Raw genomic sequence first — 24731 nt, 5'->3', positions numbered from 1 at the left:
ACCCCCCCACCACCCCCCACACCCCCCGCACCCGCTGGAACAACGCCACCCAACCCGCCCTCACCATGACCCACCTCCACACCACCCTCCACACCACCAACGCCCTCCTCACCCCCCTCAACCACACCACCCACCCCACCACCCACACCCACCTCAAAAACCTCACCAACCTCTACCTCCTCAACCAACTCACCCCCCACACCGCCGACCTCATCACCCACCACCACCTCACCCCCCACCACCACAACCAAATCCACACCACCATCAACCACCTCCACCACACCCTCCACCCCCACCTCACCACCCTCACCCACGCCCTCAACCACCCCCACCAACACACCCCCACCCCACCCCCCACCCACTAAACGTCGACACACAATGAAGTTCGTTGTGGCGTATGGCAGTTGGGCATGGTGTCGGCAGGATCCGTCGAGTGTCTGCTGACCTGGTCTTCCAGGTGATCTCAAAGCGCTACGAAAAGGGCTCAATCATCCCGACCTCGAACAAGACCTTCAGCGAATGGGGACAGGTGTTCGGTGACGAGGTCCTGGCCACCGCCATCCTCGACCGCCTCCTGCACCCCTGCGACGTGATCTCCATCAACGGCCCCAGCTACGGCTCAAGAACCGGCTCGCTGCTATCGAGCCAGACCAGGACAACGCAGCCTGACAACGACGTGGTCGACAATGAGCGCATGGACGTCCCTGAGCTGCTCGAATCGGCTTCCCTGCTGGTTCCGGAAGAGACCGCCACCGAGAACGACATCACGGTGCGAGACATCTGGGACTACCTCGTCCACGACGAGTGGGAGATCGCCCTGGGCCTGCTGGAGGAGCTCGGGGACGGCCATCCGCTTCCTCTCGCATTCTGGGAAAAACTCGCCGACGCGGCTGAACAGCTCCGCCTTGAGCGGAGCTCGGCCTGGTGCCACTGGCGGTGCTCCGAGATCCGCAACGGCGTGATCCGGGCGGACCTGACGCTCCGCCCTGCCACCGAGGCGCGACGCACGACGCCAATCGCTGGCCACGGTGTTCTGCGGCCCATGTGGGACATCGGACACCTCTCACCCGCTGGTGAACGGGCGGTCAACATCGCCCGGCTCTGGGTCGAGGACATGCCTTCTCTGGAGCCCGGCGGGCGAGCCACGGTTCGCCTCGTGCCCCTCACCCCCTCGCAGTGGAAGCACGTTCAGCCCGGCCAGCTGATCACCATGCACGAGGACCGATCCGTGGCCGGCACCGCAGTCATCCTGGAGGTTCACCGCCCTGCCACCGCCATGCCCGCGGGATGACGTCGACTGATCGCAGGGCCCTTACTGGTGCACATACCTCTGCACTTGGTGGAGCACTCATAGAAGTACGCCGACAACGATCAGTAAGGACTTGTCCGGCCGATCATGGTTGTGGGCTGTCGCGCATGATGCCCGGGCGAGCATCATCGTGAAGTTCTCCGTGGCGCCGGACGACACGTCGGCGGGTCCAGCCCTCCGGACCGGGCCGGGACGAACATTCGAGTCGCTCTCCTTCGGAAACCTCGATCCCGAAGAGGCTGTGGTCGAGTGGGAATGCCTTCTGGCCGGCGGCAGTTTCGAGGAACTCGTCGAAGCCGGTGAGCCTCGCATCGTCGCTGGCCAGGACAATGACGGGTGCGTCGTCTTCGCGATGTCGACCCGCCTGTCCGCTGCACTCGCGGACGCTGGGCACTCAAGGCTGCGTGATGTCGCAGCCGCGTGGGCTCAGTTGCGCGCGGAGGACTGCGAGGCCATCGACCTGGGGTGCCGCAGCAGCCGTGGGCGCGCTGCCTGCTGCCGAGTCCTGCCGGTCCGCGGCACGCGGTGTCAGAACGCACCGATGGGAGATCGTTCCAGGTGGCGCGCCGGACTACGAGGGGGTAATCGCTCCGGAATCAGGCGTCCACCCTCTCCTCCAGGCGGATGGTCACGGTGTCCCCTTCCTCCTTGCCGATCGCCTTGCGCACGTCCGCCTTCACAGGCAGCTTGTGCCTGCCGTCTCCCAGGGCCATGAACGAACTTTGGAACGGATGACCGTCGATCGTGCCCCGGACCTTGACCAGTCCGCGGGTGCCGAAGAACTCGGCCGACTCGGGCCACACGACGTAGGTCCAGCCGCCCTTGTTCGGGCTCTTCTGAAGGGTCGCGGTGAATTGCTTGTCCACTATGGATACCGCCTGTTCAGGAGCTTCCGATTGAGGAGCTTGTTGCCGTCCGGGCACGCAGCGAACATGAGCGGCACTGCGGGCCCCAATCTGCACGACTTCCGCATCCGCATCGACGCGGCGTGCACACAGGTCCGTGGTCGGCGTCGGCCTCCGGGGCGTAAGACGGATGCCGGCCAGGACTCATCTCGGGGCTGGACAGTGGCCGTCGTCCCAAACGGTGTCACCCCGATCCAGCGCCCGTCACCGAAAGGCATGTCCCGGGGTACCTCGGAGCCGAACTCACCGACGTAGAACTCGGTCGCCTTCTGGTGATCGGGAACGCGAATCCCGACCATGGCCACCCATGTGACGCAGGCGGTCTTGCTCATCTCCTACCTCCGCTTCCTGGCTTTCACAGGTAAGACGGAGGCTAGCGAGGAAACTCATCGCTGCACTGCCGCCGCCGCACCGACGTGCCCTTCACCACCTGGTCGACCCTCCCGCGCGGTCCCCGACCCCGGCCCTCCCCGCCAAGAAAGGGCGGCGAACTCGCAGGCCCGAGCCTCGTGGACCGGGTGAGCCCGGTTCCCGGATGCATGTCCTGTCCGACGCGGACGCACTGCCCCTACGCATCAGGCTCTCCGCGGCCAACACCCACGACAGCCAAGCGCTGAATCCGATGCTGCGGCCAATTCGGGGCCGAGATGGTTGTAGATCGTCAAGTAGGCGTAGACGAGCCGCGTCGCAGTCTGGTCACCCGCGCCATACGGCCGATCAACGCGGAGACGGCCGTGGGGTCCCACTCGTCGGGAATGCCGTCGTCGCGCAGTTGCGCCTGTCCATCGTGGCGATAAGGTACTCCACCGTCGCCTGCTTGCTCCGTCGATCAATGGTCGAGTGTCGTGGCGCGCGACAACATCACGAGTTGCCACAGCACCGCCCCGAAAGCGACAACGCTCACCAGAAGGGCACCGAACGAGGCGACCAGGACCAGCGCTCATACAACGTCACGACCGCACACCCTACCCAACCCGCTGATATCGCACACCGGTTCCTGGCCTTCGGCCGCGCAAGGCAGCATCCATCAAGAGGCCACGGGGCCACCCGCGCCAGGAAACCTCCCCGGCCCGGATCGGCCACGGCAGATCGCGACCCGTTCACCTGAGTGCTGGTGGCCGTTTGGCGATGCTGACGAGTCGCAGGACCAGGGTGTCCAGGGGCGGCGGCAGCCTCAACGGGATCTCGCGAAGCTGAAGGGCGACGCCCTTGCCGTCGTGGATGACGTGTGCGGTGGTCAGACGGCAGGTTCGGGCGGGTGTCTGGCTGTAGAGCAGGACCATCAGTCCGGCGACGCGGTCCTTGCTCTCGATCGAGTCGTCGTTCAGGAGCCGGCGGGCGATGCTCCAGCGTGCGTCGGCGTCCAGCGGGCGGTGGAAGACGCGCCGGGGCGGGCGGGGATGCTGATGTCGAAGGCGAACTTGCTGCGACTGCCCAGGTGACGAACGGGCGTGCACTGTAGGGGCCTTGGTGGTCTTCGGAGGTCAGCCAGAGGTCGATCTGTGATTGCTGGCAGGTGGCCAGCGGCGCGCTTACGCATCCGAGTATGCGGCGCGAGCAGGCCCCCGCAGCTCGATCAAGCGCTGACGGTCGGATCAGCGTCGGCGGCCAGCCACGGCGCGATGCCGGCGAGCCGGGGGCACCCGTGACGCGGGGCGCCAGATGCTGCCGGGAGGCTGGCGATGAGGCCGGTGGACCGGGCGTGGTACCAGGTGGCCGTCAAGGTGGGCAGGAGTCAAGCAGCAGGGTCATCGTCGCCGCCAAGGTCTCCGATGCGGTTCTATGACACGGGCAATGCTTGGGGTCCGGGGGCGAGATGCCCTCTTCCAACTGCCCCAAGCCCCCCACGAGAACAGGGCACTGACGACCAAGCCACGGATGGTACTTGGGGCGTCGTGTCCATGTGCGACGGTCAGCAATCCGCCAATGGCGCCGACGATGAGGAGCAGGGCAAGGAAGGACCAGATCACGATCTTCATGTCGGGGAACGATATACGGCCCACACTGGTCGGCGACGGAGACGGCGAACTTCTCGTGATCGCCCACAGTTGCTGTCTCGCAAGAGACAAAGCACTTCCATCCGGTCGTCCAACCGTTGTCGTTGAGTGATGCCCAGTGGGCCAGGATCGAGCCCCTGTTGCCGGACCGGACGCCGAAGCGGGGCGGCCGGTGGCGTGATCACCGCCGGTGATTGACGCGATCGTGTTCAAGTACCGCACCTGCACGCCCTGGACGGGCCGCCCCGAGCACTTCGGCTCCTGGAAAGGCGTTCACAACCGGCTACCGAAGTGGGCTACCGACGGCACCTGGAAAAGGGCTTCACCGCTCTCCTCGCCCAGGCCGACGCCGAAGGCGACCTTGGCTCGGTCGTCGCGGTCGGCTCCACGATCGTCCGGGCTCACCAGCACGACGCCGGGGCACGTCAAAGAGGGCTCCGGCCAGCGAGCAGGACGACCATGCCCAGGGACGGTCCCGTGGCGGCCTGACCACCAAGATCCACCTTGCTGCCGACAGCCGCTGCCCCCGCTCGTTCTCGTCCTCGCAGCTGGCCAGGCAGGTGACACGCCCGCCTTCACCGCGTTCATGGCTCGTCTGCGGGTGCACCGGCCCGTCGTCCGGCCCAGGACCACTCCGGTGCGATGCACCGTCGGATGCCAGGCTCCCGTCACCATCGCCGTTGGTGGGTTGGTGTTGCAGCATGTCGGCGCAGCCGCCGTGGGTCGTATCGCCGGAGGCGACTCGCCGGGTGGGGTCCCGTCTGTCGAGAGACGTGGGTTGACTTTCGGAAACCGCTCACAGGGGGCTTGGCTTCTGCGACATGATCAAGGAGGTACCTGCTCACGGCTGGCTGGGGTTTGGGATGAAGCGTTCTGCACTGGTCATAGCGACCCTGCTGCTCGGGGCCGTCGCATGCGACGCCGGATCAGACGACGGGAAGAACGCGAACAGCACCCCATCCGCGAAAGCGAAGCCACCGGTGTCGACCGCCGAGGCACGCAGGGTCCTGAAGGACCTGGACGCAAAGGACGACAGCGACAGTCTCAGCCCGGCCTACTGGCGCAAAGTCCATGAAGGTCCATGGCTGGACCGGACCCTCGCCGCGATCGACAACATCAAGAAGCGCGGCAAGGACGATGCGAGTCAAGAGCCGACGAACCGTCCGGACATCGATCCGGCAGTGCACGCCTGGGTCGCCAAGCCAGGTGGGAGTTCCGGCGACTGGATCTTAGGAGCCCAGCAGGTCTCCAGCCACAACATCGGGGGCGAGTTCAAGAACGAGGTGGATATGCGCTGGAGCCTGTACCACAGGGGCGGCGATGGCGATCCGTGGCGGATCGCCTTCACGGCGGGTGCTCCGGCGAAGACAGATCTTCCGCAGGTGGCCGCCGACAGGTCCGGAGCAGTGCAGACAGTCGAGCCCTATGCAGACCTGGCCATACAGCCTGGCAAGGTCTGCGGGGCGTTCCTCGACCATGTCACGCGCAAGGACACAGGCAAGAACCTTCAGTGGTCGTCCCAGATCGACAAGTACCGTGCAACGCATGGGGACACGAAGCCTCTTCGTAAGCAGTTGGGCAACGCCGAGTCCGTGGACGTTCAGGTAGAGGGGCAACGCGCACCGGTCGGGCCTGCCTGGCGGACGAAGGACGGCGGGGCGCTGGTTGCGTGCGTCGGCGTGAACACGGTCGTTACCGACATGGGCGCTGGGCGGTGGCTCAAGTTCACGACGAGCGGCTGGGACGGCACCACTGGTATCCGATGGAACAAGTTCACCCAGCGCATGATGAAGATGACCGTGCTGAAGGTACCCGCAGAAGGCACGGAGATCAGCATCGCAGCCCAGAGCACCTGGCCCTACGAGTTCGACGGGACCGAATACAACGGGGACTGAGGCGGACCCGTGGCACCTTTCCTCATCACCGCCACCAGCATCCGATCTCGTGAGCCTGCGGTAGTAGATGAGGGTACGGGCGATATTGGTGAAGGAGAGGAAGTGGTCGGCCTTGCGCTCGTAGCGGCGGTGGAGTCGGCGGCGGCCGGCGAGCCAGGCCATCCTGCACGTTGCCGAGAAACGGTAGTTGCGTGAGGAGGCTCCGGTCGTACGGTCGCGGACCGGAGCGTCCCCTCCACGATCCACAACCGTTCGACCGCATCAGCAAGGCGGTTGGCGGGCCCCGTTGCGAGTAGCGGCCGCAGTCGCCGGATGACGCGGCGCACCGTCGCGGGCGAGCAGCCGAACAGCGGCGCGAGCTGCCGCATAGGGAGTTCGTCCGGTCAGACGGCCACCAGCAGCACCCGGTCGGCGAGGGCAGACACCAGGGCCGACCCCCACCGGGTCCGTTCCCGCCGCGTTCACGGACGACCTTCAGCAGCCGCTCGAACTGCCGCATCCGCAACCCGGTGAACGTCTCCACCCCCACTCCTGGCACAGGGGCCTGGTGGGGCACGTCCGACCTCTTGGGCAGCGGCTTTCCCGGCGAAGGCATCGTGAGGCCGTCGGCGGCGCGTGCCAGCGACGGACTGCGTTGCCGAACTGACCGCGCTCGGCGCACTGGTGGTACGTCACACCAGGCGGCATCGCGCCAACGGACCTCCGACACCGCACTGACCGGGCGTCGGAGCCTGATGAGCGGAGCCGGCGCCCTACCTGGACTCGTGCGGGCGCGGCATGTGCCATCGGACCGGAAGCCTGCAGTCAGGCATCCACACGCTGGCAGGCATGACAGAGCTCGTAGCGGCCGTTCTTCACCACGCTCCCCCAGCCGCGGCACTCGTCGCAGTCGCGAGCCAGGGCGATGTTCACCAAGGGGACAGGAGCGTGGGGGTGGGCTCCAGTGGTCATCGGGTCATGCACGTCGAACAGAGGCCAATCCATGGCAAAACTATGACATAGGGCACATAATTATGCAAAGCCCTCGGCCAGCACCGCAGATCGACGGCACCCGCGACCGGACGCCCGACGGACGCCCCGGGAGCGGGTCGGTCTGCCACCGGCCGCGCGCCCCCAGGGGCGGCGGGCCTGCTCGTGTTGTGGTTGCCGGGTTCCGTGAAGGTCCCGCACCTGAATCTTCAACCCAGACTGCACCCGGCCCCGGAGTGCCGACTGTTTCAGCGGCGGCGCCCCTGCGTCTGCGGCAGAGCCTGTCGCGCCTTCGTCATCTCATCTCACGGCCACGTCCGCCCACCAGGTGGTTCCGTCGGCATACTCCCGCACGCCATGCCTGGCCGACAGCGCCATGACGATCCCGATGCCTCGGCCGTGCTCGTCCGGGTCGAGCCCGGAAGCCGGCACGTCGGCCGGAGCCGCGGGTCCCGCATCCGTCACCTCTACGCGTACGGCTCGGACAGTGTCCACCAGGACCTGAGACACCCGAAGCGTCGCCGGAGGCAGGGCGTGGGCAATCGCATTGCTGAGCAGTTCCGAGGCCAGCAGGACCACGTCCTCAGCGACGTCTGCGCACAGGCGCCAGTCGGTGAGGACCGCGCGCAGACGCCGACGCATCACCGCGACCGCCTCGGGGACGTGAGGCAGGGGAAAGACGCAGGTGACGTCGTCAGGGAGCTCTGCGCCGAGCTGCGCCACTGTCATGGCCCGTCCTCCTCCGTGAGCGCTGCCGGCCGATGGCCGGGGTAATGAAACGCTAGGGAGGTCGAGAGGGTCGGTCAATGAACGACGGTCGGCATTGCCGAACGGAGGTTCTCGGCCGAAGACCGGACTACGATCGTTCTATGGTCGGCCCGGTCCAATCCATAGAACGGGCAGCGGCGATTCTGCGTCTGCTCGCCACCGGTCCCCGCAGGCTGGGACTGGGCGAGGTTGCGTCATCGCTCGGACTGGCCAAGGGCACCGCTCATGGCATTCTGCGCACTCTGCAGCATGTGGACTTCGTGGAGCAGGACGCGGCCACCGGAAAGTACCAGCTCGGAGCGGCGCTGCTCCATCTCGGTACCAGCTACCTCGACGTCAACGAGTTGCGGTCACGCTCCCTGAACTGGGCCGACGCCCTGGCGGCCCGCAGCGGGGAGGCCGTCCGCCTGGGCACGCCCCTGGAGGGGAAGGTGCTCATCGTCCACCACGTCTTCCGGCCCGACGACACTCTCCAGACCCTGGACGTGGGTGCACTGCTGCCGCCTCACGCCTCCTCGCTCGGCAAGGTCCTGCTGGCCTTCGGGGCCGCGCCCCTCGAGCCGCTGCTGAAGGCCGGACTGGAGGCCTACACCCGGCACACTCTGGTACTCCCCGAGGATCTCAACCGGGCCCTCGGCGAGATTCGAGAGCTCGGCTGGGGCTCCGAGGTGCAGGAATGAGCATGGGTGACGCCGGAGTCGCCACGCCGATCCGGGGGCACGGCGGCCTCGTCGTGGGCGCGCTCGGCGTATCGGGTCCGGTCGAGCGGATCTGTGACACGGGAGGCCGGCCCCGACCCTCCCTGATCACCTTGCTCAGGGAGGCCGCACGGGCGATCTCCAGAGAACTGGGCGCGGCGCGCTGGTAGACACCCGCCGCTCCGCGACACATCGGAAGGCAGGCCCGATCATGGTTGCACGGTATGTGATGTCCATCGACCAGGGCACCACCTCCACTCGATGCATCCTGTTCGACCACCGCGGGGGGCTGGTGTCGGTCGCCCAGCGAGAGCACCGCCAGTATTTTCCTCAGCCCGGATGGGTCGAGCACGACGCCGTGGAGATCTGGCGCAACCTGCGGCGCGTAGTGCCGGAGGCACTGTCCCACGCCGGCGTGGACGCCGGGCAGATCGCCGCCATCGGGATCGCCAACCAGCGGGAGACGACGGTGCTCTGGGACCGGCGGACGGGTGTGCCACTGGGGAAGGCGATCGTCTGGCAGGACACCCGCACCGCTCCGCTTGTCGACGATCTGAGAAACCGGCACGGGGACGAGTTCTTCCTGGAACGCTGCTGCCTGCCTCCCTCGACCTACTTCTCCGCGCCCCGGATCCGCTGGTTGTTCGATCACATCGACGGGCTGGAGCAGCGTGCCCGGGACGGCGAGGTGCTGTTCGGCACGATGGAGAGCTGGCTGATCTGGAACCTCACCGGTGGAAGGGACGGCGGCCTGCACATCACCGACGCCACCAACGCAAGCCGCACCATGCTCATCGACATGCGCACGCTGACCTGGGACGGCGAGCTCATGGAGTTCTTCGGAGTCCCGCGCCAGATGCTGCCGGAGATCCGTCCTTCCGCCGAGTGCTACGGCGAGGCCCGCTCCGTGCTCCCGGGGATCCCGATCACGGCCGCCCTCGGCGATCAACAGGCGGCCTTGTTCGGGCAGACCTGTTTCTCGCCCGGCGAGGCGAAGTGCACCTATGGGACCGGCAGTTTCCTGCTCATGAACACCGGCTCCGACGTCGTCCGATCCCGGCACGGGCTCCTCACCACCGTCGCATACAAGATCGCGAAGCAGCCCGCGGTCTATGCCCTGGAGGGACCGATCGCCGTCACCGGCTCGCTGGTCCAGTGGTTCCGCGACCGACTGGGTCTGATCAACAGTGCACCTGAGATCGAGACCCTGGCACGCACCGTCGAGGACAACGGCGGCTGCTACATCGTCCCCGCTTTCTCCGGTCTGTTCGCACCCCATTGGAGAAGTGACGCCCGCGGCGTCATCGTCGGCCTCACCTCGTACATCACGAAGGGCCACTTGGCTCGAGCCGTCCTGGAAGCCACCGGCTGGCAGACACGGGAGGTCGTCGACGCCATGAACGCCGATTCCGCGCTCGCCCTGCAGCAGCTCAAGGTGGACGGCGGCATGACCTCCGACAACCTGCTCATGCAGTTCCTCGCCGACGTGCTCGACGTTCCCGTGGTACGGCCCCTGGTGGCCGAGACCGTGTCGCTCGGTGCTGCGTACGCCGCCGGTCTCGCAGTCGGCTACTGGTCGGACATGGAAGTCCTGCGCCACAACTGGCACCGGGCCGCCCAATGGCTGCCTGCCATGGATGCCGAACGGCGGGAGCGCGAATACGACTGCTGGCAACGAGCGGTGGAGCGGTCCCTGGGGTGGATCCAGCCGCCTGGGCGGTCATGACACCCCGGGGGCCGGCCTTCGAACGACCCGCCGTCCTGGTGAGATCGACCCGAAGGGCATTCGGACCGCCTCGTGTCTGTACGCGCGCCGGACACAGCATCGGACTGACGGAAGGCCGGCAGATCGCCTCGACCGTCGGATCAGCCGCGTAACCCATCCGGACGGCTCCCAGCGGTCCCGACACCGGCATTGGTGGAGTCCGATGCAGAGACCTGTTGAACGGCCGCCGAGTTCGGGCGGCAGCCGCGCTACCGGGCGTTCTCCGCACGGTGCCACGGCGGCCTGCGTTCGACGGCGACCAAGCGGGACTTCCCGAGCGTCGCAGCCGGCCATCCTGCGGCAGAGCGGCCGGTCTGCACCGACCCGGTGACGAGTGGCCAGGCGTATGCGGCAGGATGAGCTGTCAACGCCCGATGTCGTACGCACGTCCGGCGGGCTCAATGCATCCTGGATTCGAGCAGGTACAAGTGACGAACAATCAAATCCCCCCGGTGGACAGACTGCCCCGTCCTTCGGGAGGCGAGCGATGAACCGGGACCTCACCCTCGGCGACGTGATCGTGGCCGGGGTCGCCTTGGCCGCAGGCCTGTTGGTTGCGCTCCTTCTCCGCATGCTGCTGCTGTGGTTGGGCAAGCACGCGACGAGGACGCGCTGGAGCGGGGACGACGTCATCGTCCATGCGATGCGCGCGCTGGTGCCGTGGGCGGCGATAGCTGGGGGCGCGGCGGCTGCGGCTGCGGTGCTGCCGCTGACCACGACGGTCCAGCGGCACGTCAACCAGTCCGTGACCGTGCTGCTCATCCTCGTCACGACGATCACGGCGGCCCGAGTGATCACCGGCCTGCTGCGTACGGTCACGCAGTCCCGCCCCGGGGTCGCCGGATCGGCCACCATCTTCGTCAACATCACGCGCGTCGTTGTCCTCGCCATCGGCTGCCTGGTGGTGCTGCAGACCCTCGGCATCTCGATAGCCCCACTCCTCACCGCCCTGGGCGTGGGCGGTCTCGCGGTCGCCTTGGCCCTCCAGGACACTCTCGCCAACCTCTTCGCGGGCATCCACATCCTCGCCTCGAAGACGGTTCAGCAAGGCGACTACATCAAGCTGAGCAGCGGCGAAGAGGGATACGTCGTCGACATCAACTGGCGCCAGACGACGATCCGTGAGCTCTCCAACAATCTGGTCATCATCCCCAACGGCCGGCTCGCCGGCTCGAACATGACCAACTACAACCGCCCCGAGCAGCAGATGACCCTGCTCGTACAGGTGGGCGTCGGCTACGACAGCGACTTGGACCACGTCGAGCGGGTGACCAATGAGGTCGTCGTGGAGGTGATGACCGAGATCACCGGTGCCGTCCCCGAGCACGAGCCCGCCGTGCGTTTCCATACCTTCGGCGACTCCCGCATCGGCATGACCGTCATCCTGGGGGTCGGTGAGTTCAGCGACCAGTACCGGATCAAGCACGAGTTCATCAAGCGTCTGCACAAGCGGTACCTGGTGGAAGGCATCCGCATTCCGGCGCCCGCGCGGACGGTCGCGCTCCAACACGGCTCGGTTTTCACCATTCCGCATCAGCGGGACGCGGCCACGGAGATCGCCCCACAGCCTCTCCGGCCGGCCGCCGGGCCGGGAGACGAAGACGCTGTCCCGTTGGCGGGTCAAGCACCCTAGGGCCTGTTCGGGTCGTGATCAATGTTGTCGGGTTCCATGCCGAGAGCGCTGTCCGGATTGGTGGAACGCTTGTTGGCGCGACGTGAACTCAGCCATGACGAGCGGAAGTTGGTCGAGCCATTCCTTCTGAAAGGTCGCTATGGGGCCTACCCGAAGTACCTGCGGGAGCAGCTCGAGAGGGTGACTGGTGGTCCGCGCGGGCAGCCAGTGGCGGGAGAAGCCGTCGGAGTCGTGAGCCTGGTCAGCGGTCTACCAGAGGTTCGCCCAGGGGCGCGACGCCGGGAATGCGGGTGAGCGACGATGTCCTCGCCGCGCTGGGGGAGGCCGCCGATCGATGGTGGTGCCCTCGGCCAGTCCCACGGCGCGTTCCAACTCGGCCAGTGGAGCCATGTCGTAGAAGCGGATCACGTTTGTCGAGGTCGCACAGCACCGCGTCGAAGGGCCTGCTGGACGTCTCGGAAACCGTCACCTGCCCATGAATAGCACAGCGTTCGACCGTTGCTGGTGCCGCGAAGGGCAACGTTCGCCCTGTCGACGACGGCGCGTAGGCGCCGGTCGTCGGCACGGCTGTTTCGCCAGATGATGCAGCAGCGGATCATGCTGCCTTGTTCTTTGTGGCCGGCGTGGTCGGTGCCGTCGAGGGTGAAGTAGCACAAGGCGGTGAACCGGGCCTCAAGGCGGTTGAGCCAGGAGCTGTTGGTCGGGGTGTAGGCGATCGCGACGTTGTTCGCCGCCGTCCAGGTGCCGCACTCCGCCGCAACGGTTGTAGGTCGCCCGCCGCCGTCGGCGCGGTTCACGGTCGGGGGCTTTGTGCTTGCCTCCGCGTTCGGTCCACTGCCGTCCCGGGTAGGGCATCAGACTGAGGAGTCCGAACTCGGCCATGGAGTAGATGAAGTTCGGGTTCGTCGTCCTCGGGTATGACCTCACCGCCCTTAATCGCGTAGAGGTGTTCGACGCGGGTCTTCTTGGCCGCGTAGTCGGGGTCGTGGGAGGTCTTGAAGGTCTTCAGGGGTTGAAGGAGACGCCTTCCTCGCGGAGCAGAATGCGCAAGCCCTCCTGGCTGATGTCGTCGAACGCCCCCTCGGCGATCAGGAAGTCCGCCGGCTTGGTCAGGCTCCACGTCGAAAAGGTCAGGTCGTGCTCGATCGGCTCGGGACTTCGCGATCTTCTTGATCTCGCGCTGCTCGGGCAGGGTGAAGGTCCTGGGCCGGCGGCCGGAGTACTTCGGATCCAGGGAGTCGAAGCCGTCGGTGTTGAGCTTGTGGATGACTTCCCGGACCCGATCGGCGCTGGTGAACCGTCACTTCGGCGATTCTCGCCACCGGCATGCCCTGGGCGGACAGCAGGACATCTGGGCCAGCCGCCAGGTCACCACTGGCCCGGTGCCCGGCGGATGATCCGCAGCAGCCGGCTGTCTGCGTCATCGTCAATCTCGCGTACCCGCACCCGCTCCGCCCAGATCAGCAGCCTGACCGATCCGTCCAGCCTCCACCAGGTCCCTCGCCGACGCCGACATGCCTCCGCAACCACGCCGCCTCCGAAGGCGTGAGATTCGGGTCGTCCAGCTTCACCCTTACCGCATCCTGAATCCGTTCCGCCGGGTCGGTCCGGCAGCCGCTGCGTATACCGCGCAGCAACAGCCCCCGCCCGAGGCGGGCGGCGAGTCCCGGCACGTCCGCACTGCCCACGGTCACCATGGTCATCGCCACATCGGCAGCCGGATCACCAGCACCCGCATTGCACCAGTCGATCACTACCGGGCCCCGCCGGGTCAGGATGACGTTGCCTGGATGGAGGTCCAGATGCAGCACCCGGTCATCATCTGACGTGCTGAACCGCTTGGGCAGCCACTCCGGTGCCGGCAGCGCATGCAACCGATCGTGCAGTCGGCCCAGCTCCCGGCCGAGGGAACCCACCCGCCACGGGCGCCGGGTCAGCACATCCAACATCGTCGGCCCGGCCAGCCGCTCAAGAATCATGTCGGTGCCGGAGATCTCGTACACCCGCGGCACCGGATACCCACATGCCGCAAGATGCGTCATCAAGCGTGATTCCAGGCCGGTGGGCCCCCGGTGCCGGTATCGCCGCAACACCCTGGACTCATCCAGCGCATACACGTCAGCGTCCCGGCCTTGCGCGATCAACTCCATGCGGTGCAGTTTCTCTTGACTGCCCGGCCCTCGCCAACACGGCGAACGTTTCCTGATTCATCACTGGATCACAGCCAGGAACTCCGGGTCAGCGTGGGCGGCTGAGCCGCACACGCCGTACCCGGGCAGGCGGGGGCATCCCTTACGCCCCTGTCTCCCGCCGGGACTCCGGGGTCAGCGGCCCCGCGCCCCGACGCGGCGGTTGCGCCAGACGACGCCGGCACCGGCAGCACCCGCCAGCAGGGCTCCACCTGCCACCAGGAGGGGGCCGGATCCGCCCGTACCGGTACGGGCGGCTGTATCAGGGGCGGCAGCCGCGGTCCCCACGGCCGCGGCGGGCGTGGCGGACTCGGGCTGTGCCGTACCTTCGGCCGTGGGCCGCGGAGTGCCGGGTCCGGCCGTGGGCGAGGCAGGGGTCCCGGGAGAGACCGTGATTGCCTCCTCGTCCCGGCCGAGCCCCGGATGGCCCGCCTCGACGGTGACCCTCCAGTCCCCGGGGGGCAGCGCCTCCGCGGTGGTGTAACCGGTCGCCGAGGCGGGGTCGCGGACGAGTCTCCAGGGGCCCAGGGACCTGCTCCCGTCGGCGCTGACCGCGTTCACCGTGGCAGCGACCCGCTCGTCGACCGGGTCGTTGTCGTTCTCCCAGGTGACGGTCGTCCGCACGCGGCCGAAGTCGTGTCCGGTGATCTCCACCTTCAGGGTGTCACCGTGGGCCAGGGCGCCGCCGGCGGTGGTCAGTGACAGGGCCGCGCCAGCCAAGGCGGTGGCGACGGCCGGGACGAGGGCTCGGCGCATGACGATGTCCTCCATGGATGGGATGCGGGGGTGGAATGGGGACGGCCGGCGGGCCACAGGCCCGCCGGCCGTCTTGGGAACGATGCGGGGTCCTCAGGCTCAGGCGGCCTTCTGGACCGTCCACACCTGGGCCGGCGCGCCTGCCGCGTTCTGCAACTCGATCAGCCACGACCCGTAGTACGGGCGGTTGCTGACGCCAAGGACGTATCGACTGTCACCGGCCGTCACCGTCACTCCGTTGCCGCTCCGGGCGATCCTCCACCGCTGGGCAGCGGTGTCTGCGCAGGGCTGCTGCACCACATACATGCCGGCGGAGGCGGCTCCGCCGACCTGGAGGCACTTGCCGGTGACGGCGGAACGGATACGGGTGTAGCCGTTGCCCGCGTTGTCGAAGTACCACTGCTGCTGGGCGTATCCGTTTCGCTGCGAGCCGACGAGGACAGTGCCGTCGCCGCTCCTGCCGCCCCAGATCTCGGCGGCGTTCCCGGTTGCGCCGTTGGTGAGCAGATGGCGCGCGTTGGGCGTGGGGGTCGTACCACCGCCGTCACCACCGCCCGAGGTGCGGAACGAGGCCGCCTTGCCCCGGCCGCTGTCGCGGCCCGAGGAGTCACGCACCGAGACAGAGACGGTGTAGTTCGTTCCTGGCTTCAGGTTGTAGATACGGGCGCTGGTCCCCTGCACCCAGCCGATTGCCTGGTCGTTCAGGAAGATCTGGTACCAGGCCGCACCGCTGACCGCGCTCCAGCCGGCGACTGCGGAGTCCGGGCCGATCTGCCCCACGGTGACGGCGGGCCCGGTGCCGGAGCCGTTCGTCGGGGTGGGCTTGGGCGTCGGGGTCGGACTGGGGTTCGGGTCGGGCCCCCCGGTGCTGCCCTTGATCAGGAACTGGTTGTCCGCCATATTCCAGTGCGTGGCGAGATAGCTGCCCTGCCTTGGGTTGGTGTGGAAGTAGTCGTCGTGGTTGCAGTCCAGACGGTTCTCGTACTCCTGCCCCTGGCAGACGTAGCGCATCTTCGGGTAGTACGGGGTGTCCGAGTAGCACATGACGTCGTACTCGTCCGTGCAGTGCGCGCCCCGGCTGGTGTTGGGTGCGCTGTTGTTCACCGCGCCGAGGTTGTGGCCCAGTTCGTGCGCCGCGGTGTGTCCGCCCCAGCAGCCGGTGTCGGTACGGCCGTAGGACGGGCCGAAGTTGCTGAGGTTGTTCTGACCGGGACGCTCGTCCCCGGCGAAGGAGCCGATGCCGCAGTAGACCTGCGCGTCCGCGAAGATCATGTACTTGCGGTCACGGCGGTCGAGTCCCTTGGCTGCGAGGGCCCTGTTCGTGGCACTGAACTCGGACAGCGCGGAGGCCGGGAGCTCGATGTTGAGCACGGTCGGCGTGCAGTCGGCGGCCGTCACATAGCGGATGTTCCGCACACCGCCGGTGTCCTTGGCGCTCTCCGAGTAGATGAGGTCGGCGTCGGCGGCCCACTTGCGGAACGACGGGAAGTACTCCGCGTACCGGTCGCGTCCGGGGGCGTGCACGTACACCACCTGGACACGGTTGCCGCTGTTGCCGTCGCCGTCGCAGCGCACGGTCTGCCCGGCGGGCCCGTTCGCCGCGGGAGCCTGCGAGGCGGAAGCCCCGGCAGAGGGAGGGCTGCTCACCTCACCGGCCGGGGTCGCGGCGTCGAGTGCGGGTGCGGTGGTGCGCGGAAGCCCTCCCCCGGAGGGCTTCCCGCTCTCCGCCTTGGTCGGGTCCTCCGCGGGTGCGGCGGCCTTCACCGCGGGCGGGGTGTCCTTCTTGATGTCGACGCCCTTCGGAGGGGCGTCAGGGCCATGAGTGCAGTGACCGCCGGCCGTGCGGTACACCCCCGCGCACGGATCCCCCTCGTGCGCGGGCTTCAGCCCTTTGTAGATCATGCCCCGCTCGGGCTCGCTCTCGGGCACGTCCTTGAGCGGCTCGGGGTCCTTGTCGCGAGCCGGCCCCTTGGCAGGCTCCGGGGTCGCTGCGAGCGCCTCTCCCTGGGCGAGCGACAGCGGTCGGGTTGCGTCCGATGCCGGTTGGGTCGCCTGGTAGGCCACTCCGGCCACGACCGCCATGACGGCGACCGCGGCCGAGCCGAGTATGAGCCGGCGGGACTTGCGACGCGGGGGCTTCTTGAGTCTTCTGCGTCCGGACAAACTGCACCTCTTCCTTGGTCAGGGGATGGGTGCGCGAAAGCTTGCCAGACCAAATGAGAGGAAAATTCAGACAAATAGGGTCCGCTTTCCGGGAGTTGTTCTGTTATCAACGCTCCGAAATTGATGATCAGTCAACTTGTTGTGCAATCAAGCGAGTTACGCGCGTTGAGCGGCGGTGGTCTAGTCCCATTTAAGGATGTCGTGATCTGATCGAGATATGGCCCGGTCCTTTTTGAGTGCTCGTCAACTGCGCTTCTCACGCGGCGAATTGACGTGATCACAAACAGTGCGGCCATCTTCCTGCCGAAGGGAGGAGAACGCCGCCCCGGCGATTAAGACGAATAACCGATCCGCTACTGCTCACCCACATCGGTGAGCTGCTCACCCAGCCCATGGGGGGCGGCGATGCGGCGCCCTGGGGACCCTTGTATCCGTACAGAGGACGACTCCGTGCTCTCGGTCCTCTCCCCCTGTTCCACGCGGCGCGCTTCTGCCCTGGTGAAGGGTCGCGACAGCGCCCGTCGCGTGTTGCGAGCTTGTCCCGAACGGGCGGCGACGGCGCGGAACTGCTTGAACCGGTTGAATCCCGGAGTGGCTGACCAACAAGGTGCATCCGGCTGACCCGACGAGAGCCTCGCCCACCACCGTTCATCCCGGCCTCGCTGCCCCTCGCCGACCCAACAGCGCGCCGGCCGAGGCCGGTTGATGGCGGAGTCCCCCGACACCGCCAGCCGGGGTCGTTCGGTTCCGCACCGAGGGCCACGAGATCCGACGTGAGCATCGCCCGGTTGCCCCGCTCAACCGCCGCACCGGACTCGGCCGCCACGGTTGAACCGCGTCCGCCCCGCGGAAATGGCAGCGACCGCTGCGCCCGCAAGGACCGGACCCTGTTTGTGCCATGGATGACCCAGCGGGCTTCCCCCGGCCCTGCAACGGAGGGCCTGCCAAGGCACTGCCTTGGTGAGCGGTGACAGTCAGCAGCGGTCCGCCTGACCGAAACCGACTCCGTTGAGTGACGTACTAAGTGCGAAGCGTAGTCGCTTTGGCGCAAACCCGCCTTGAGTCGGGCCGGGAGTGGCAAAAGACTGCTCGTGTGCCGAAGCGGACATCCCCGAGGGGTCCGCCCGCACGCCCGTCACGTATGCCATTGTCAGGAGACCATCGCATGCCCGACGTCGGCCAAGACACCGCGCACCCGATCACGTTGACCGACGGCACCGCCACCCGGACCCGCGAAGTGACGCCCGCCGATCTCGAACCGATCCAGGCACTGCACCGCCGCTGCTCGCCAGGCAGCCGGGCACTGCGCTACCACGCCGGCAAACCTCAGCTCTCTCCCGCCGGATGGCGCCTGCTGTCCGACCCGGAGCGCGGCACCACGCTGGTGACAACCCCGGCCCAGCGCATGGACCACATCATCGCCATGACCAACGTGATGCGCACCGACCGGCAAGGGGTGGGTGAGCTCGCCGTTCTGGTGGAGGACGACTGGCAGTCCAAGGGGCTGGGCACCGCCCTGGCCGCACACGCGGCCGAAGTGGCCCGCCGGGCGGGCCACCACACCTTGACCGCGGCGGTCGCTGCGCAGAACGTACCGATGCTCCACGTCCTGGAGAGTCTGGACGCATCGCCCCCTCGTGCCGTCGGGCCTGTCCTCGACATCGACGTCCCGCTTTAGCACCGGGGAGATCACCTACTTCCTTTTCTCACGCCCCATGGGAGACCTCGGTGGCCGACCTGTCACGGGCCGCCGGGTCCCTTCTTACGGCGCGGCAGAGCACGACGAAATCATCGGCATATCTCATAAGCAGCTGGGTGCCCCGGCATGGCGCCGGGCCCGCGCCCGGCGCGCAACCGTGTAGTGGCACCCAGTGACCTGCTGCGGTCCATGCGGAGCGACGTTTTCGTCGGCTGTGTGCGTGTCGTTTGTCCGTGCCCGGCTCCCGCGGGGGCTTCGCGGCAGGATGGGGACAGGGCGAGTGCGCCTGCGGCCGTCCGATGCCGTGACCGTGTACGTGGCGAAAGGTGATCCGGCCATGGAGCTCACTCTGGTGGTGCTGATCATCATCGTGGGGCTGACGTTCGACTTCACAAACGGCTTCCACGACGCCGCGAACGCGATTGCCACCTCCATCTCCACCCGGGCCCTCACGCCCCGCATCGCCCTGGCCATGGCCGCCGTGATGAACTTCCTCGGCGCCTTCCTGGGCACCGAGGTGGCCAAGACCGTCGGCAGCGGCATCATCGGTGCACCTCAGGAACTGTCCGGCCTGCTGCTGGTGTTGTGTGCGCTCATCGGCGCGATCGGCTGGAACGTCTTCACATGGTGGCGTGGGCTTCCGACCTCGTCCTCCCACGCCCTGATCGGCGGACTGGTCGGTGCCGCCCTCGCCGCCTCCGCCACCGTGCACTGGACCGGCATTGTGGACAAGGTCCTGCTGCCCATGCTGCTGTCCCCGCTGGTCGGCGTGGCCCTCGGCTACACACTGCACACGATCATCCTGTGGGCGTTCCGCCGCGCCGCCCCGCGCCCCACCACCCGCCGCTTCCGTATGGCGCAGACCATGTCAGCCGCGGCCATGGGCCTCGGACACGGGCTGCAGGACGCCCAGAAGACCATGGGCGTCATCGTCCTCGCCATGGTCACGGCGGGATGGCAGGACGACTTCTCCGTACCCCTATGGGTGATCGCGGCAGTGGCAGCGGCGATGGCCGCGGGCACCTACAGCGGCGGGCGCCGCATCATCACCACCCTGGGCCGGCGCATCGTCCACCTCGACCCGCCGCGCGGCTTCGCCGCGGAGACCGCAGCCACGGGCGTCCTCTACACCACCGCGTTCGTCTTCAAGGCCCCGATCTCGACCACCCAGACGATCACCGCGGCCATTCTGGGCGCCGGCGCGACCCGGCGCATCTCGGCTGTGCGTTGGCAGGTGGCCCGTTCCATCGGCACCGCGTGGATCCTCACCTTCCCCGGAGCCGGGCTGCCCGCCGCCGCCCTCTACCTGATCCTGCAAGCCCTCACTGGCCTGTGACCGTAGCGGAGGCCCACGATGCCCACCTCACCCACTCCCAAGTCGGGCAGGCCACCAGGCGCCGGACTCCCCGACGGCCTCCCCGTGCCGGGCCGCTTCAGCCATCTGCACCCCGACGACGGCGCCTGCCTGATGGAGGAGGCCTCCCTGCTGGCGACCGGCCGCTTCACCGACCGACCGCCCGGCACCCATCCGGTACTCGCCGCGCTCGCCCGTGCGGTCAACGACGCCGTCGACGACGCCACCCGCCACACCCTGTGGCCGCTGGCCGCCGATCTCGCCGACGCGGACCCCGCCGACCGTGCCTACGGTCCGCTCCTGGTGGGCACGGTCGTGGACGCCGCCCGCCGCGTGCGGCCCGACTCGCGGCGCCTTAAACGGCGCAGCGCGGCCTGCCATGCCCGCGCCCACCGGCTCGCCGGAGCCCGTACCGCGACGACAACGGCCCGCATCGCCGACGTGCTGTGGTGGCACGGCCCCGGCCACCACCACCTCGAACACTCCCTCCGCGTCCTGCTCACAGCCCCCGACGCCGACCAGCGCCTGTCCCGGCTCCTCCACCGGGCTGTGACGGAGGCCCGGGTCCGAACCGCCGGGGAACAGGCACCGACCCACGCGGAGAGCTCCCCGCAGCGCGGATGAATCCCGGCCTGCGAAGCCGGGCCGGCTGGGCCTGGCACCGTGGTGCGGCTCCCTCGCTCCGTCGGCTTCTGACTCGATCCTTGAGTCGCGGCCGGAAGACGCTGCGATCCGCGCATGACCGGAACACACGAATGGGAGGACGCTGTGCGAGACGAGGCCGCTGTCACGAGCGGAAGCTCACCTCGGCCCACGTCAGGTCGGCGGTGTCCTCCATCGTGTACGTCCCGGGTTCAAGAACGGCGCGCAGCGCGTCGGCCCGGAGCGTGTCTCCGGGCATGACGACCAGGCTGAGGCCTGGTCGTCGTGCTCCGTCCTGGATGCTGAGCACCAACTCAGCAGGGGTCTCCTGCCCGTGAAGAGCCGCGGTGAGAACGCTGCGCAGCAGTGCCGTCCGGGCCGCTGCGTCCACGGGCGGCGCGTCGAGGTCCGCATGGGCGTGGACGGTCACCACGCAGCCCGACTCCCGGGCTGAGCCGACCAGTTCACGCAGGGGCCGGTGGAACACCCCCGGCAGGTGAAGTTCGTCGCGGATGGACTGGGCCAGCCGGTCCGCCCGCCTCCGCAGGGCACCCGGATCGTGCGTTTCGCCGGTGGCCACCGAGCGGAGGAACGGCAGCACCTGCTCGTCGATCTCGGCGAGCCGTGTGCGATGCTGCGCCGCTCGCGCCCGGGCCGCCGACTCGGTCGCGACGACGACCATGCGGTGCCGGTGGGCGTCCAGGACCGCGCCGCCCAGAGTGACCAGTGTGCGTCTGATGACCAGCCCCATCACGACGCCCATCGCCGGAGCGAGCATCGCCGGGAGCGCCATCGCGACCGCACTCGTCGGCGTCGCGGCGGCCGGCGGATCGACGGCCATCAGGATGACGATGCCCGCCTCCTCGCAGGCCAGCGCCAGCGCCGTCTGCCGCAGCGGACGCACGACGACGAGCAGGGTCAGAAGCGGCGTCACCGCGCCGATCGGCCATGACCGATAGTCCGTGATGCCCTCCGAGGGGATCACCAGCAGGCTGCTCACCGCGCCGGAAGTCGCCACGACCAGCAGCACAGCGGCCACCTTCGCGCTGATCCGGCGGTGTGCCCAGCCGAGCAGGATGCACGTCGCCGCGGTCAGGGCCGCGTACCACACCAGATGCGCCACCATCTGGGGCATGTGCACGGTCCTGACCACCGCGACGGCGCCCATGACCGCCAGATACGGCAGACACACCGCGGCCAGCGGTGCACGGACGTCGCCCACGGCTGCCCGCAGCGTCTCCAGCCGACCGCGTCGGCCCGCCGGCACACCTCCGCACGGGGTGGCCACCGGCGATCTCCACCGCAGACGCACCGTGGTTCCGTGTCCGGGTTCGCTGTGGACGTCGGCCTCCCCGCCGATGTCCGTCATGCGCTGACGCACCGAGTCCTTGAGTCCCACGGCCGTCTTGCGGACGTGGGAAACGGAGAACCCCTTGCCGTTGTCGGAGACGGCCAGTTCCAGGCCGCGCCGGTCTCCGCTCAGACGGACGTGGACGTGCGAGGCGCCTGCGTACCGCACGTTGCGCAGCGCCTCGACGGCCGCCCCGGTACACGCGGCAGCCACCTCATGCGGCAGTTGCAATCCACCCGACGGGAAGTCGGTCGAGACCCGCGGGCGGGGGAGGCCGCCGACGGAGGTCGCCACGAGCCCCGACAGCAACGACACGAGGTCGGTCTCGGAGCCGTCCTCCCCGGGGGCCGACCCGGCGGTGAGCCCGGCCACCGCACGACGGGCCTCCGCGCGCTGCTCGTCGACGGGGACGCCGCGGGTACCCACTGCTCGCAGTGCGGCACCGACGTCGTCGTGAAGCAGGCGCTGGAAGTCCCGTTGGCTTCTTCGTGCGGCCTGCTGCCGCGCGGCGGCCTCGCTCGCGTCCAGGTCCTCGCGTACGGCGGCGTCGGCCCGGTCCCCGGCGCCACGCATGACCGGGGCCAGCACGGCCGCGGCCACACCCCCGGCGAAGGGCGGCCAGATCCCCTCCAGAGCCGTCCACATGCCCTCCTGCCACCCGGCCGCCACCTGTGCCGCCAGAGAAACCACGGCCAAGGGCCGGCCCCACACGCCGGGAAGGTATGCCACGGCGAGGAGAACCGCCGTGACCGTCACCATGCAACGCAGTCCCGTCACGATCTCGGCGGGCTGCTCGAGCGCGTAAGCAGCGTGCACGGCGAGTGCCACGGCCACCGCCGTCCGGGCGTCGTTCCGCCCGATACGTACGAAGGCACCCCGGTAGGCCCATGCCGCGGTGCACCCCGCGAAGAGCACCGCGGCGGCCGATGTCAACGGATGGAGCGCGACCGAGTCGGAGGCGACCAACGACGCCGCCACGAACCACCAGGCGACGCCGAACAGCAGGGCCATGCCGGCGAACGACCGCCGGAGGGCGCTCTCCACGCCGAAGCGGTAGGTGCCGCGTCCCGTCACTCCGCCACGTCCGGGCCGATGTCGATGTGCCCGTCCACCACCGAACGCCACACCAACTGGGAGTTTTGGTCGAGCTTCTTGCCGCCGCCCCTGGCGAACGCGTCGATGGCACGCCTGCGGTGGGTCTTCACGGTGTCCTCCGACATGTACAAGCGCTTGGCGATGTCCGCCGGCCTCAGTCCGCGGGCCAGCAGCTCCAGCACCTCGAGCTGCCTCGCACTGAGACGGACCTTCCCCCGCTGGTCGTTGACGATCTGGTGGGCCAGCCGACTGGAGACGTACGCCTTCCCGCTGTGCGCGGCGCCGACGGCCTCGACGAGCTGGGCGTCCGGGTCCTCCTTGAGCACCAGCCCCAAGGCCCCTGCCTCGATACCTCTGTGGACCACCACGGGGCGGTGTTCACGGCTGAACAGCATGACGTGCGGGCCCCACTCCCGCAGTCGCCTGACGTTCTCGCCGACCTCGCTTCCGTCGCTCAGCTCGATGTCCAGCAGTACGACGGTGGGAACCACCGTCACCCTCGATGGCAGGTCCGTGACGGTCTCGGCACTGCCGACCCATGTGACCTCGGGTGCCAACTCGGTGAGGCAGGCACGAATACCGTGCAGGATCACCGCGTGGTCGTCGACGGCGGCCAGGAGCGCCCCGGCCGCTGTGCCCTCAGCGCTCGCACCCTGCGTACCGTTCATGCTTCTCCCTCATGATGACGCCCCTGAAAGCCTGAGGAAGGGTCTACCACCGCGAGGCGGGCGAGTATGTCCCCTTTCCCGGGGACATACAGTGACGTCCCGCCGAAGCGAAGGTAGGTGAACCGGCCGGTCCGCGAAGCCACTTGGCGAGTGGCCGCGGTACCGGCGCATCACACACCCACAGATCAGGAGCAGACCATGGGCAGGTTCACCAAGCGGGTCGGCGCCTTCGAGTCCCCGCACTCGGTCGCCGACACGATGACGATCCTCTTCAACGGCGTGTCCGAACAGCTCAGCAACGCCACGCCGTCCGTCTCGGAGCCCGGCCTGGCCGCCTCGATCTACCTGACCCGCTTCGACGAGAGCGGCCTGACGGTGACCGCGGGCAACAGGATCGAAACGTACTTCCGCTTCATGGTCGACGTCACGTCCAACGGCACCGGCTGCATCGGTGAGGCGTACTTCGACCGGCGCATGGGCGCGATCAACCGCTGGATGGGCAACGCCATGGGGCTCACCGGCGGCCTCTCCCTCACCTTCCAGCAGTGCAGTATCCGCACGCGCGGCTGGACCGTCGCCTGATTCGCCGAGGCGGAGGAGGAACGAACATGAGCCAGGTCACGTGCAGGTGCGGTCAGGCACTGGAAAGGTGCTGCACACGCGGCTGCAGCCGCTGCACCTCGGGATACCGCTGCTCGACACATGGCAAGGACTGGGCCCGCACGACCGGCGGCGGCCTGTTCAGCTCCGGCCGCACGGGCAGTGGTGCCAGATGCCGGAGGGATCACACGCCAGTGGTCAACTGCCCTCACTGCAATGGACGATCAGGCAGAACATGCAGCACCTGCGGCGGGACCGGGCAGACCTGTCCGACA

General features: G+C 68.2%; 18 protein-coding genes and 7 pseudogenes. 12 read left to right on the top strand and 13 right to left on the bottom strand.

Translation table 11 applies throughout. The features are described 5' to 3' along the window. The 3 genes and pseudogenes from MDN94_RS25510 to MDN94_RS25500 all read left to right on the top strand — a co-directional run. The coding region (locus tag MDN94_RS25510; RefSeq protein WP_482728178.1) for an acyl-CoA dehydrogenase at positions 1-365 on the top strand (365 nt) is incomplete at its 5' end. A 71-nt stretch (positions 366-436) separates the two neighbouring features. Further along, positions 437-669 (top strand): annotated as a pseudogene (locus MDN94_RS25505) (ATP-binding protein); the annotation flags it as partial. 25 nt (positions 670-694) lie between these two features. After that, positions 695-1291 (top strand): hypothetical protein, encoded by a 597-nt coding sequence (locus MDN94_RS25500; RefSeq protein ID WP_482728177.1) that lies wholly within the window; start codon positions 695-697, stop codon positions 1289-1291. Positions 1292-1905: 614 nt separating this feature from the next. Here MDN94_RS25500 and MDN94_RS25495 read toward each other — a convergent pair. Both MDN94_RS25495 and MDN94_RS25490 read right to left on the bottom strand, forming a co-directional pair. Then, positions 1906-2175, bottom strand: a complete 270-nt coding sequence (locus MDN94_RS25495) for a DUF1905 domain-containing protein (protein ID WP_482728176.1) — start codon at positions 2173-2175, stop codon at positions 1906-1908. Between the two features lie 1139 nt (positions 2176-3314). Further along, positions 3315-3671, bottom strand: coding sequence for a hypothetical protein (locus MDN94_RS25490; RefSeq protein WP_482728175.1), 357 nt, complete (start codon positions 3669-3671; stop codon positions 3315-3317). Positions 3672-4401: 730 nt separating this feature from the next. Between MDN94_RS25490 and MDN94_RS25485 the strand changes: the two are divergent. Beyond that, a pseudogene (locus MDN94_RS25485) lies at positions 4402-4518 on the top strand (transposase); the annotation flags it as partial. Positions 4519-5032: 514 nt separating this feature from the next. Beyond that, positions 5033-6106, top strand: a complete 1074-nt coding sequence (locus tag MDN94_RS25480; protein ID WP_482728174.1) for a DUF8094 domain-containing protein — start codon at positions 5033-5035, stop codon at positions 6104-6106. A gap of 48 nt (positions 6107-6154) precedes the next feature. On the opposite strand, the pseudogene MDN94_RS25475 reads toward MDN94_RS25480, so the two are convergent. From MDN94_RS25475 to MDN94_RS25460, 4 genes and pseudogenes are all read right to left on the bottom strand, one after another. Continuing rightward, positions 6155-6262, bottom strand: a pseudogene (locus tag MDN94_RS25475) (IS5/IS1182 family transposase); the annotation flags it as partial. A 3-nt stretch (positions 6263-6265) separates the two neighbouring features. After that, positions 6266-6605 (bottom strand): annotated as a pseudogene (locus MDN94_RS25470) (helix-turn-helix domain-containing protein); the annotation flags it as partial. Positions 6606-6910: 305 nt separating this feature from the next. Further along, positions 6911-7090: a hypothetical protein gene (locus MDN94_RS25465; RefSeq protein WP_482728173.1), complete on the bottom strand. Its 180-nt coding sequence runs from the start codon at positions 7088-7090 to the stop codon at positions 6911-6913. Positions 7091-7375: 285 nt separating this feature from the next. Beyond that, positions 7376-7804, bottom strand: a complete 429-nt coding sequence (locus tag MDN94_RS25460; protein WP_482728172.1) for an ATP-binding protein — start codon at positions 7802-7804, stop codon at positions 7376-7378. Between the two features lie 140 nt (positions 7805-7944). Between MDN94_RS25460 and MDN94_RS25455 the strand changes: the two are divergent. The 3 genes and pseudogenes from MDN94_RS25455 (at position 7945) to MDN94_RS25445 (ending at position 11939) form a co-directional block, all read left to right on the top strand. Further along, a pseudogene (locus MDN94_RS25455) lies at positions 7945-8711 on the top strand (IclR family transcriptional regulator). A gap of 41 nt (positions 8712-8752) precedes the next feature. Then, positions 8753-10267: a glycerol kinase GlpK gene (glpK, locus tag MDN94_RS25450; RefSeq protein ID WP_482728171.1), complete on the top strand. Its 1515-nt coding sequence runs from the start codon at positions 8753-8755 to the stop codon at positions 10265-10267. A gap of 526 nt (positions 10268-10793) precedes the next feature. Continuing rightward, positions 10794-11939, top strand: a complete 1146-nt coding sequence (locus MDN94_RS25445; RefSeq protein WP_482728170.1) for a mechanosensitive ion channel family protein — start codon at positions 10794-10796, stop codon at positions 11937-11939. A gap of 330 nt (positions 11940-12269) precedes the next feature. On the opposite strand, the pseudogene MDN94_RS25440 reads toward MDN94_RS25445, so the two are convergent. The 5 genes and pseudogenes from MDN94_RS25440 to MDN94_RS25420 all read right to left on the bottom strand — a co-directional run. Then, positions 12270-12408, bottom strand: a pseudogene (locus MDN94_RS25440) (HAD family phosphatase); the annotation flags it as partial. Between the two features lie 46 nt (positions 12409-12454). Then, a pseudogene (locus MDN94_RS25435) lies at positions 12455-13403 on the bottom strand (transposase); the annotation flags it as partial. Next, the gene (locus MDN94_RS25430; RefSeq protein ID WP_482728169.1) at positions 13400-14089 is read right to left on the bottom strand and encodes a phosphotransferase; all 690 of its coding nucleotides are present in this window, start codon (positions 14087-14089) and stop codon (positions 13400-13402) included. The pseudogene MDN94_RS25435 and the gene MDN94_RS25430, both read right to left, overlap by 4 nt. 174 nt (positions 14090-14263) lie before the next feature. Beyond that, positions 14264-14899 carry a hypothetical protein gene (locus tag MDN94_RS25425; protein WP_482728168.1) on the bottom strand — a complete coding sequence of 212 codons (636 nt, stop codon included), beginning with the start codon at positions 14897-14899 and terminating at the stop codon, positions 14264-14266. Positions 14900-14983: 84 nt separating this feature from the next. Next, positions 14984-17047, bottom strand: a complete 2064-nt coding sequence (locus MDN94_RS25420) for an RICIN domain-containing protein (RefSeq protein WP_482728167.1) — start codon at positions 17045-17047, stop codon at positions 14984-14986. Positions 17048-18212: 1165 nt separating this feature from the next. On the opposite strand from MDN94_RS25420, the gene MDN94_RS25415 reads away from it, so the two are divergent. From MDN94_RS25415 to MDN94_RS25405, 3 genes are all read left to right on the top strand, one after another. Continuing rightward, the gene (locus tag MDN94_RS25415) at positions 18213-18725 is read left to right on the top strand and encodes a GNAT family N-acetyltransferase (RefSeq protein WP_482728166.1); all 513 of its coding nucleotides are present in this window, start codon (positions 18213-18215) and stop codon (positions 18723-18725) included. 358 nt (positions 18726-19083) lie between these two features. Next, positions 19084-20082 (top strand): inorganic phosphate transporter, encoded by a 999-nt coding sequence (locus MDN94_RS25410; protein WP_482728165.1) that lies wholly within the window; start codon positions 19084-19086, stop codon positions 20080-20082. A gap of 18 nt (positions 20083-20100) precedes the next feature. Beyond that, positions 20101-20724: a hypothetical protein gene (locus MDN94_RS25405; RefSeq protein WP_482728164.1), complete on the top strand. Its 624-nt coding sequence runs from the start codon at positions 20101-20103 to the stop codon at positions 20722-20724. Positions 20725-20887: 163 nt separating this feature from the next. Here MDN94_RS25405 and MDN94_RS25400 read toward each other — a convergent pair whose 3' ends face one another. Continuing rightward, positions 20888-23167, bottom strand: coding sequence for a sensor histidine kinase (locus MDN94_RS25400; protein WP_482728163.1), 2280 nt, complete (start codon positions 23165-23167; stop codon positions 20888-20890). Then, positions 23164-23856 (bottom strand): LuxR C-terminal-related transcriptional regulator, encoded by a 693-nt coding sequence (locus MDN94_RS25395; RefSeq protein ID WP_482728162.1) that lies wholly within the window; start codon positions 23854-23856, stop codon positions 23164-23166. Before MDN94_RS25395 ends, MDN94_RS25400 begins: the two co-directional genes overlap by 4 nt. A gap of 198 nt (positions 23857-24054) precedes the next feature. Between MDN94_RS25395 and MDN94_RS25390 the strand changes: the two genes are divergently transcribed. Continuing rightward, positions 24055-24438, top strand: coding sequence for a hypothetical protein (locus tag MDN94_RS25390; protein WP_482728161.1), 384 nt, complete (start codon positions 24055-24057; stop codon positions 24436-24438). The last annotated feature ends 293 nt before the right edge of the window (positions 24439-24731 follow it).

This window comes from Streptomyces sp. WAC00040, assembly GCF_056835925.1.
Note: the sequence above shows the minus strand (reverse complement) of the source record. Positions and strands in the feature narration are given on the sequence as shown.